Source organism: Streptomyces malaysiensis subsp. samsunensis, assembly GCF_024519315.1.
GTDB lineage: Bacteria > Actinomycetota > Actinomycetes > Streptomycetales > Streptomycetaceae > Streptomyces > Streptomyces malaysiensis.
This window is the reverse complement of sequence record NZ_JANIIC010000030.1, coordinates 112,432-119,153: the sequence shown is the minus strand read 5'-3', so window position 1 is coordinate 119,153 and position 6,722 is coordinate 112,432. Positions and strand designations below refer to the sequence as shown.

Sequence of the window (6,722 nt, the reverse complement as noted above, 5' to 3'; positions counted from 1 at the left end):
ACGGGCTGGTTGCCCTCTGCACGGCGTACGCCTCGTATTGCCACGGACCTGACTTCGCACTCCGCATCGGTGCGGATACGGTGACGGCGTCGATCTGGCCGCTTTTGGTCGATGGTCTGCTGACGATCGCGACGGTCGAGTTGTGGAGGACCCACCGTGGCGGCGGGGTCGGGTCGGTGGTTGGCCTGCGTGGCGTTGGTGTTCGGCATCTGCCTGTCGCTGGTGGCGAACATCGGCTCGACGCCGGCCATGAGCCTGTTGCAGGTCACTGTGGCGGCGTGTCCGCCGCTGGTCTTGCTGTTGGCGGTCGAGCTGTTGAACGGAGCGTTGAAGCAGCGATCTCGCGAGACTGGTTCCGAGACCGTCAGCTCTGGTAATGAGACGTACGGTCGATTGTTCGAGACAGAGGCGGATGCCGAACCAGCCTCAGCTGTTCGAGAGCAGCTTCATGAAGCGGCTGAGGAACCGGTCGCCGTCGACGCCGTACACAGCGCGCGTCGGCACGTCGTCGGTGTCGCGCCACGTCTCCTCCGGACCCCGCAGGGTCCTGCGGTCGACAACGGTCATTCCCCGGGTGTGCATCCCGTGGAGCTCGACCGAGATGGGCAAGCGGTAGGACTTCGTGACCAGGCTGGGATCGATCGCGATGGCGATCGCGAGCGCACTGTGCATCGCGCAGCGCCGCTCATTGAACTTCAACTCGTAAAAGTCCAGGTACAGCGGGGTGATCTCGGCGAGGTGCCGTCCTGCCGCCGTGCCGGAGTCTGCCAGCGCCTTGAGCTCGAGGTCCGTGAGGCACACGAAGTCCGTGACGTCGAGCGGCACCATGGTGACGTCGAGGCCCGACCGCATCACGATTTCCGCGGCCTCCGGATCACGCAGCGAGTTCGCTTCCCCGGTGGCCGTGTCGTTCCCGGAGCGTTCCACCGCGCCGCCCATCCAGATCAACGGGCCGCAGTGTTTGAACGCATCCGGGTGGAGTTTCAGCGCCATGGCTATGTTCGTCAGTGGCCCGACGGCGACCAGGGTGAGGTCGCGACCGTGCCGGCGGACCTGGTCGGCGATGTACGAAGCCGCGATGCCGGCCTGGACGGTCCTCGTCGGTGGAGCGAGAGTCGCCCCACCGTGTCCTTCCGGGCCGTGGATGAACGGCACTGGCATGGGATCTTCGATGAGGGGCGTCGCGGCGCCCGCCACAACTGGCGTTTCGGCGTCCATCAGCTCCACGAGCCGGAGGGCGTTCTGCGTGCAGTGCTGCACCAGCGCGTTGCCGACAAGCGTGGTGATGCCGACGATCTCGGCGGTCGGGTCTGCGAGCGCGTAAAGGATGCCCATGGCGTCGTCCACGCCGGTGTCGGAGTCGATGAGGATCTTCTGCATTCTTCTTGCCTTACTGGTGATCGGCGGTGGCGGCAACTCCAGAAGCTGCCGGCCGCGGGATGAGGAAGGACACGGCCGCCGCGGCGACGGCCATGGCGGCCATGGCGGCCAACGCGAGCAGGTAGCCGTTGCCGATGCCATCGGTCGGCGTCGAATTGTGGCTCAGCGCCGCGGTCGCCGCCGCGGTGCCGACGCTGACGCCGAGTGCGAAGCAACAGCCGGCGATGCCGGGCAGGAACGAGGGGCTGTTCTTGGGGGAGAGCAACACGCCCAGACCGTTCATCGCCGTTTCGGTCGCGCCGAAGTAGCAGAACCCGATGACCGGAACCAGGATCGCGACGAGCATCTGGTTCTGTGGGAAGAAGGCGATCACGACCATGCAGGCCGCGGAGACCGCCAGGGTTGACACGGTGATCCGCCGCCAACCGAGCCGGGGCGCCAGGCGTCCTGCGATGGGAGCGCAGATAAACGCCGCCGCCGCGGCGGGCACGATGAACCTGAGCGTGGCGGTTACCGGGGAGAGCCCGTAGCCGCTGGAGTGGTCCTGGGCGATCAAGGGCAGCAGGTAGCTGTACGTGGTGAACATTCCGCCCATGCTGAGCAGGACGACCACCAACAGCGGCCAGACGTCGCGCGAGCGCAGCAAAGCGGTCTGGACTAGCGGCAGTCGCGACCGGTACTCGACGAGAGGGAACAGGCCGATCGCGACGATCCCGCCGATGCCGGTGATCAAGACGGTGGGAGATGTCCAGCCGAGCGTCCCGCCCTGGGACAGACCGAACAGCAGGGCTCCGATGCCGAGGCACAGCACCACGATGCCCGCCCAGTCGATCGACATGGTGGACTTCGCGTCGTCCTTGGGCACGATTCGGTGGACGAGGACGAGTGCGGTGACGCTGATCGCGGCCATGCACCAGAAGATGCTGCGGAAGCCCAGCGACTCGGCCAGGTAGCTGCCCGCGAGCGTGTCCACGCCGGTGATGCCCAGGTTCACCGCGGCGATGATGCCCACGCTGCGTCCGAACTGGATGGGCGAAAGGTTCTTGTGCAACGTCACGAACGCCAGCGGGAATGCGACTCCGGACAGTCCCTGCATCACCCGGCCGGCGAGGAACATCTGTTCCGATGCGGCTGTCGCGGCGAGCACGTGACCGAGTGCGGTGAGCGCGAGGCAGACCACCAGCATGGCGCGCCTGCCGTACCGGTCCGAAATCGGCACGACGACTTCGATCAACGCGGCCACCAGGAAGAACAGCGCTTGGGTCAGCCCCGTCGTGGCGGGTGACAGCGAGAGGTCTTTCGTGATGACGGGCAGTGTCGGCGCGACCATGGTCGTGGCCAGCTGGTACGCCGTCACCGCGACGACCAGGGCCGCGGTCAAGGCGAACGGGGAGGGCGTCTTTTGCGTCGAGGCGAAGACGCTTCTGGTGCGTGGAGGCGCGGACATCGCGGTTCCCTGTTGTCTGTCAGTAGGTTCAATGGTGTCGCCGGCGAGCCATCCCCCTGGGACGTTCCTGCTCCGCTGGTTTGGCAGGTGGTTCAGTCCGTTTCCTTAGGCACGAGCGTCGCCTGCTGCTCGACCACCCTGGTGAGGTGGTTCCGGGCAGCCGTCCTGGCCCCGTCCGCGTCGCCCCGTTCGATGGCGTCGAGGATCTCGCGGTGTTCGGCCAGCGTCGCCGGTTGGGCCGCCAGGTAGCCGCGCACTTCCGTGTAGGAGTTGCGCAGGCAGGTGTTGACGGGGTCGATGAAGAATGCGAAGAACGGGTTACCGCTCGCCTGCGACATCAGCTCGTGGAACCGGACGTCTTCGTCCATGCAGACGGTGTAGTCGTCCGGGTGAGCCGCGGCTCGCTCGATGGTGGCACGCATCGCCTCGACGAGTTCACCGCTGCGGCGGGCCGCGGCGAGCCGGGCGATCTCGACCTCGATGACCAGTCGGGTCTCCATGAGCTGGGCGAAACTCGCCCGGTTCATACCGAGCATGATCTCGTACTGCTCGACGATGCGCGAACCGTCCGGAGGCGCCACGATCATCCCCCGGCCAGGGCGGATGTCGACCAGTCCTCGTTGATCGAGGATCCGGCCGGCTTCCCGGACCACGGAACGGCTCACCTGGTAGCGCTCCGACAACTCGGCTTCGGTCGGCAGCCGGTCGCCCGGCTGGAGGTGGTCGTCGAACAGTTCCTTCTGTATCTGGTCGGCGACGACCGTCGAGAGCCGTGGGGGCCGGGCTTGCGAGTTCGACATGCCGGAAACTATTGTCTGATAATCAGACTAAGTCAAGGAGGCTCGATGACTCAGTCGATCGAGGTGGTCGAACTCCGCGGTGACGGCGACGTGCACCACGTCCGGCGGCCCGAACCCGAGACCGGCGCGGGCGACCTGCTCATCGCGGTCCGGCAGGTGGGCCTGTGCGCCACCGACCGGGAGATCCGTGACGGTGAAATGGCCTATTTCCGGACCGGGCTCGCGCGCTACCCGATCGTGCCCGGGCACGAATGGGTCGGTGAAGTGATGGATACGGGAGCCGGCGCGATCGGCTTCGAGGTAGGCGACCGCGTCGTCGGGGAGTGTTCCATCGGATGTGGCCACTGCGCCGTTTGCGCGGCGGGGCGCTACCACATGTGCCCGAACCGGATGGAAACCGGATTGATCAGCCTGGACGGCGCGCTGGCGACGCGGATGATCTTCCCGGCGCGGGCGGCTCGCAAGGTGCCGTCGAGCGTGCCGGACGACGACGCCTGCCTCATTGAGCCGACCGCGGTCGGCCTCAACATCGTAAGGGCGTGCGGAATCGTCGAAGGAGAAAGTGTCCTCGTCGTCGGCGCCGGCACCATCGGGCTGCTCGCGGCGCAGGTGGCCGTCGCGCGAGGTGCGAAGGTCGTCTCGGTCGCGGATGTCAGCCCGGAACGGCTGGCCGCCGCGACGCGGTTGGGTGCCCACGAAGTCGTCGACGCCGCCGTCGTGACCGCCCAGCGGTGGAACTGCGTGATCGAGGCCTCCGGCAATCCCGCGGGGCTTGCATTCGCACTCGAACACGCGGTTCCGGGTGGGACCGTCGCCTGCGTTTCGCTTTACGGGACGGGCGCGCTCGCAGTCGACATGGACCTGGTCGTGACCCGTGACCTGACTGTCCGCGGCGCACTGGGCAGCCCCAACTGCTGGGACGAAGCAATCGACCTCGTCGCCGCCGGAACGGTGCGACCCGGCCGACTCATCACCACCCGACTGCGTCCGGCCGACATCGCGAAGGGGCTCGACCTGGTCGGCCGACCCGACCAGCTGAAAGTCGTCATCGAATTCGGAAAGGATGTTTGACCATGGCGGAAGCTGAGAACACCGGACCCGTTGCTGTCGCCCGCTCGTACTGGGCTGCGGAGAGCGACCGTAACCTCGAAGGGGTGCTCCGGCACTACCACGAAGACGCGACGTTCACTTATCCCGGTGGAGTGCTCAAGGGGCACGACCAGATCAGCGGCTACTACCGGGACAGCGGCGAGCGATTCCCCGGCTTGACCGTCGAGATCGGAAATGCGCTGGTCGACGGCACTCACGCGGCGATCGAATGGACCGCCGTCATGACCGGCCCCGACGGTGTCGGACACCCGCTGCGCGGAATCAACGTCGTCAGCGTCGAAGAAGGCCGGTTCAGGGAGGTCCGCGCGTACTTCGATCCGGCGACGCTGGAGCAGCGGGTATGAGTTCCGCACGCGTCATCGATCTCACGCACCCCATCCCCAGCGGGACCGCCGGGTATCCGGGTGACCCAGGCCTCGTCACGCGGCAAGCGCACACCCATGACGAACAGGGCTACCTGGTCACCGAGATCACCACGGGCTCGCATGTCGGCACCCACATCGACGCGCCTCTCCACGTGTTCCCCGGCGGCGCCGACGTGGCGGCGCTCGACCTCGACGTGCTCGTCGGGCCGGCGGACGTGATCGATGTCGGTGTGCTGCCGGTCGGGGCGGCGATCCCCGTCGAGCCGGTCGTGCCCCATCTCCGCCGCGGTGCGCGCCTGCTCATCAAGACCGACTGGGCTGCGCACTTCGGGTCCGACCGGTACCACGACGGCTTCCCCACGGTCTCCCTGGAACTGGCCTCGGCGGCCGCGGAAGCAGGGGTCGCGGTCCTCGGACTCGAGCAACCATCCCTTTGCGACGGTCCGGCCGGGCTGGAAGCGCACCACATCCTGCTCGGCGCCGGGTGCCTCATCATCGAAGGCCTGCGGCTCACCGAGGTCGAAGCCGGCCGGTACGAGTTCGCTTGCCTGCCACTGCCGATCGAGGGTGTCGACGGTAGCCCGGTCAGGGCTATCGCCTGGCCGCAGGTTCACACCTCATACGGACGAAAGGACGCACGTTGACCACCACGTCCCTGGTGTACGGAGACCTCCACCGGCATCTCGAAGGTGCCATCCGCGTCGAGACGGTCGCCGAACTGGCGGCCGAACGAGGGTTGCTGACCGGGCGCGGGCCCGTTCGAGAACTCGTATCGACCGCCGTACCGCTGGACGACCTGCTCGAATACCTGGCCAAGATCGAAGTCGCCACGACGGTGGCGGTCGAAGCTCGGGACTGGGAGCGCATCGGGTTCGAGGCGGTCGAAGACGCGGCCGTCGACGGCCTTTCCCACGTCGAGCTGCGGTACTCGCCGTTCTACATCAGGGACGTCTGCGGGATCCCGGCCGAAGAGGTCATGGACGCCGTGGCGGATGGCGTGGCCCGCGCTCAGCGCCAGTACGAGATTCCGGTGGCACTGATCGGTGTGCTGCTCAGGAATTTCGGTCCGGACGTCGCCGACCGCGAGTTGTCGGCGATCCTGGCTCGCCGCAACCAGTTCAGGGCGATCGACATCGCTGGCGACGAAGCGGGTGTGCCTGCCGATCTGTTCGCGCCGCACTACGAGCGCGCGCGTGAAGCCGGACTCCGCACCACGGCACATGCCGGCGAGGCTGCCGGCCCCGAGAGCGTCCGGGCGGCGCTGGAGCACCTCCGACCCGAGCGGATCGGGCACGGTGTCCGCAGTGTCGAGGATCCCGCCCTGCTCGAAACCCTCGCGCAGCGGGGCATCACGCTCGAGGTCGCGGTGACCAGCAACGTCCACACCGCCGCGGCGAAGAGCTTCGCCGACCATCAGCTGAAGTCGCTGCTCAGCGCGGGTGTGCCAGTCGCGCTCTCGACCGACGATCCGGTGACGAGCCGCACCAAGCTGTCGAACGAATATCGCATCGCCGAGGGTGTCCTCGGGCTGACCCCGGCTGAGCTCGAGTCACTTGCGCGGTGCTCCCGCCAGTCATCATTCGCCGACCTGGCGGACCCCACCCGCTGACCGAACTACCA

At 67.3% G+C, this 6,722-nt stretch carries 8 protein-coding genes; 4 read left to right on the top strand and 4 right to left on the bottom strand.

The window, feature by feature from the left end; all coding sequences use genetic code 11:
* The 4 genes from NQU54_RS25000 to NQU54_RS24985 form a co-directional block, all read right to left on the bottom strand.
* The coding region (locus NQU54_RS25000; RefSeq protein ID WP_257633077.1) for a hypothetical protein at positions 1-251 on the bottom strand (251 nt) is incomplete at its 3' end.
* Positions 252-426: 175 nt separating this feature from the next.
* Positions 427-1,380: a nucleoside hydrolase gene (locus tag NQU54_RS24995; protein ID WP_257633076.1), complete on the bottom strand. Its 954-nt coding sequence runs from the start codon at positions 1,378-1,380 to the stop codon at positions 427-429.
* 10 nt (positions 1,381-1,390) lie between these two features.
* On the bottom strand, positions 1,391-2,827 hold the full coding sequence (locus NQU54_RS24990; protein WP_257633075.1) for an MFS transporter: 1,437 nt from the start codon (positions 2,825-2,827) through the stop codon (positions 1,391-1,393).
* A 92-nt stretch (positions 2,828-2,919) separates the two neighbouring features.
* Entirely contained in the window at positions 2,920-3,627 is a 708-nt protein-coding gene (locus NQU54_RS24985; RefSeq protein WP_257633074.1) for a FadR/GntR family transcriptional regulator, read from the bottom strand.
* Between the two features lie 45 nt (positions 3,628-3,672).
* On the opposite strand from NQU54_RS24985, the gene NQU54_RS24980 reads away from it, so the two are divergent.
* From NQU54_RS24980 to add, 4 genes are read left to right on the top strand one after another with little or no spacing between them, the layout of a single operon-like run.
* Positions 3,673-4,698, top strand: coding sequence for a zinc-dependent alcohol dehydrogenase (locus tag NQU54_RS24980; protein ID WP_257633073.1), 1,026 nt, complete (start codon positions 3,673-3,675; stop codon positions 4,696-4,698).
* 2 nt (positions 4,699-4,700) lie between these two features.
* The gene (locus NQU54_RS24975) at positions 4,701-5,081 is read left to right on the top strand and encodes a nuclear transport factor 2 family protein (RefSeq protein ID WP_257633072.1); all 381 of its coding nucleotides are present in this window, start codon (positions 4,701-4,703) and stop codon (positions 5,079-5,081) included.
* Complete coding sequence (locus NQU54_RS24970; protein WP_257633071.1) at positions 5,078-5,746, top strand: cyclase family protein; 669 nt, start codon at positions 5,078-5,080, stop codon at positions 5,744-5,746. Before NQU54_RS24975 ends, NQU54_RS24970 begins: the two co-directional genes overlap by 4 nt.
* A gap of 14 nt (positions 5,747-5,760) precedes the next feature.
* Positions 5,761-6,711, top strand: coding sequence for an adenosine deaminase (gene add / locus NQU54_RS24965; RefSeq protein ID WP_257633070.1), 951 nt, complete (start codon positions 5,761-5,763; stop codon positions 6,709-6,711).
* Positions 6,712-6,722: the final 11 nt, after the last annotated feature.

What these genes read in the sequence shown, in the direction of transcription:
- NQU54_RS24995 (WP_257633076.1), bottom strand. Translation starts at nt 1,380, where the DNA reads ATGCAGAAGATCCTCATCGACTCCGACACCGGCGTGGACGACGCCATG.
- NQU54_RS24985 (WP_257633074.1), bottom strand. Translation starts at nt 3,627, where the DNA reads ATGTCGAACTCGCAAGCCCGGCCCCCACGGCTCTCGACGGTCGTCGCC.
- NQU54_RS24990 (WP_257633075.1), bottom strand. Translation starts at nt 2,827, where the DNA reads ATGTCCGCGCCTCCACGCACCAGAAGCGTCTTCGCCTCGACGCAAAAG.
- NQU54_RS24970 (WP_257633071.1), top strand. Translation starts at nt 5,078, where the DNA reads ATGAGTTCCGCACGCGTCATCGATCTCACGCACCCCATCCCCAGCGGG.
- NQU54_RS24980 (WP_257633073.1), top strand. Translation starts at nt 3,673, where the DNA reads ATGACTCAGTCGATCGAGGTGGTCGAACTCCGCGGTGACGGCGACGTG.
- NQU54_RS24975 (WP_257633072.1), top strand. Translation starts at nt 4,701, where the DNA reads ATGGCGGAAGCTGAGAACACCGGACCCGTTGCTGTCGCCCGCTCGTAC.